Source organism: Cellulomonas septica (assembly GCF_012396155.1).
Classification (GTDB): Bacteria; Actinomycetota; Actinomycetes; order Actinomycetales; family Cellulomonadaceae; genus Cellulomonas; species Cellulomonas septica.
On sequence record NZ_JAAXOY010000476.1, the window covers coordinates 1 to 2,882 of the forward strand.

Annotated in this window: 3 protein-coding genes; all 3 read right to left on the reverse strand. The window is 71.5% G+C overall.

Annotated features, from left to right (window positions below):
* On the reverse strand, positions 1-514 hold a 514-nt coding region (gene recO, locus HGA02_RS15290; RefSeq protein WP_168679901.1), incomplete at its 3' end, for a DNA repair protein RecO.
* Positions 515-608: 94 nt separating this feature from the next.
* Complete coding sequence (gene leuA, locus HGA02_RS15295; RefSeq protein ID WP_168679903.1) at positions 609-2,354, reverse strand: 2-isopropylmalate synthase; 1,746 nt, start codon at positions 2,352-2,354, stop codon at positions 609-611.
* Positions 2,355-2,536: 182 nt separating this feature from the next.
* Positions 2,537-2,882: outer membrane protein assembly factor BamB family protein (locus HGA02_RS15300; RefSeq protein WP_168679904.1), on the reverse strand; the 346-nt coding region annotated here is incomplete at its 5' end.

A 2,882-nucleotide genomic window follows, 5' to 3' on the forward strand; every position in this document is an offset into this window, starting at 1 on the left:
ACGCGACCGCGAACGCGTGGTGCGGGCCGGGCTCGCCGCAGCGCGCGCAGTCGGTGAACGACGGCGCCCAGCCCGCGACCGCGAGCGCCCGCAGCAGGTAGGAGTCGAGCACCAGGCCGGGGGCGTGCTCGCGCGTCGCGAGCGCGCGCACCGCGCCGACGAGCAGCCAGTACTGCTGGAGCGCGGGCTCGTGCTCGGCCTCGACGAGGCGCTCGGCGGTCTCCAGCATCACGGTGCCGGCCGTGTAGAGCGCGTAGTCCTCGCACACCGGACGGCCGTACGCACCGAGCGTCTCCGCCTGCGTGACGATGTCGAGCGAGCGCCCCGTGGAGAGCTGCACGTCGACGTGCATGAACGGCTCGAGCCGCGACCCGAAGCGCGACGACGTGCGGCGCACGCCCTTGCCGACGGCGCGCACCTTGCCGTGGCTGCGCGTCAGCAGGGTCACGATGCGGTCGGCCTCACCGAGCTTGTGGGTGCGCAGCACGATCGCCTCGTCGCGGTAGAGGCTCACCGGGTCATTCTCCCCCGCGGGTCCGACACGACGCGCGCAGGGCCGCCCGGACGCGCCGGACGGCCCTGCTGCACGTGCTGCGGGACGGCGCGGATCAGCGCTCGTACCGGTTGACCGCCGAGATGATGGCCTTGAGCGAGGCCGTCGTGATCGAGGGGTCGATGCCGACGCCCCACAGGATCTGGTCGCCGATCGCGCACTCGACGTAGGCCGCGGCCGACGCGTCGCCGCCCGCGGACAGGGCGTGCTCGGCGTAGTCGAGGACGGCGACGTCGACGCCGATCCCGCGCAGCACGTCGACGAACGCCGCGACCGGGCCGTTGCCGGACCCCTCGTGCGTGCGGACCTCGCCGCGGTCGACGAGGTCCACGACGAGGGAGTCGGGCCCGTCCTCGGAGCTCGTGGCACGCGTGCCGCGCAGCTTGAGGCGGCCCCACGGCGGCGTGGCCGAGCCCGGCTCGACGGGCAGGTACTCGTCCTCGAAGATCCGCCACAGCTCGTCGGCCGTGACCTCGGTGCCGTGCTCGTCGGTGTGCTTCTGCACGACCTGCGAGAACTCGATCTGCAGGCGGCGCGGGAGGTCGAGGTCCTTCTCGGACTTCATCAGGTAGCTGATGCCGCCCTTCCCGGACTGCGAGTTCACGCGGATGATCGCCTCGTACGAGCGGCCGACGTCCTTCGGGTCGATCGGCAGGTACGGCACGGCCCAGACGAGGTCGTCGACGGTCTTGTGCTCGCGCGCGGCGGTCGCCTCCATGGCCGTGAGGCCCTTCTTGATGGCGTCCTGGTGCGAGCCGGAGAACGCCGTGAAGACGAGGTCGCCGCCGTACGGGTGCCGCTCGGGCACGGGCAGCTGGTTGCAGCGCTCGACCGTGCGACGGATGTGGTCGATGTCGGAGAAGTCGATCTGCGGGTCGATGCCCTGGCTGAACAGGTTCATGCCCAGCGTGACCAGGCAGACGTTGCCGGTCCGCTCGCCGTTGCCGAACAGGCAGCCCTCGATGCGGTCCGCGCCGGCCAGGTACCCGAGCTCGGCGGCCGCGACCGCCGTGCCACGGTCGTTGTGCGGGTGCAGCGACAGGATCACGTTCTCGCGGAACCGCAGGTTCCGGCTCATCCACTCGATCGAGTCCGCGTAGACGTTCGGCGTCGCCATCTCGACCGTCGCCGGCAGGTTGACGATGACCTTCTTGTCCGGCGTCGGCTGGAGCTCCTCCAGCACCGCGTTGCAGATCCGCACCGCGAACTCGAGCTCCGTGCCCGTGTACGACTCGGGGCTGTACTCGTAGAAGACCTCGGTGTCGGGGACCAGCTCCTCGTACTTCTTGCAGAACCGGGCACCCGAGACGGCGATGTCGACGATGCCGTCCTCGTCGGACCGGAACACGACCTCGCGCTGCAGGGTCGACGTCGAGTTGTACAGGTGGACGATCGCCTGCTTGGCGCCCGCGATCGCCTCGTACGTGCGCTCGATCAGGTGCTCACGCGCCTGCGTCAGGACCTGGATGACGACGTCGTCCGGGATCCGGCCCTCCTCGATGAGCATCCGGACGAAGTCGAAGTCCGTCTGCGACGCCGACGGGAAGCCGACCTCGATCTCCTTGAAGCCCATCTGCACGAGCAGCTCGAACATCTCGAGCTTGCGCGCGGGGTTCATCGGCTCGATGAGCGCCTGGTTGCCGTCACGCAGGTCCACCGCGCACCAGCGCGGCGCCTGCGTCATGCGCTTGCCGGGCCAGGTGCGGTCGGGCAGGTCGACGCGGATCTGCTCGTGGAACGGCCGGTACTTGTGGACCGGCATCGGCGACGGCTGCTGGGGGCTCGTCTCGAGATAGCTCATGGGGGTGACGCTCCTTCGTGGCGGTGCGGCTGGGGCGGCCGGCGCACAGGGAACACCGCGACGAGGATGCGGCCTCTACAGGGCCTCGCCGCGGCGACGAAGGAGGAGGGTGCGAGCGAGCACGTCGTCACACTACCCCCACGGCCCGGCTCCCCGGCAAACGCAGCCGCACGGCGGACGCGTCACCGCAGCGCGGTCAGCGCGTCGTCCGACACGACGTACAGGTGCGCCCCGAGCTGCACGACGGTCCGCGCCCCGGGCGGCAGCGGCGCGACCCACTCCGGCGCCCCCGAGCGCAGGTCCAACGCGACGAGCGCCGACCCGTCCCCCGGCGACGTCCGCTGGACCACGACCAGGCGGCCGTCCGAGAACACCGGACCCATGCCCAGCCCGAACGTCCGCCGCCACACCGTCCGCCCCGTCTCCACGTCCAGACCGACGAGCGCACCGGCCGCTCGCAGCACCACCCGCCCGCCGGCGTCGACCGCGATCTCGCGCGCGGGCGTCAGCGCGTGCCACTCCGGGTCC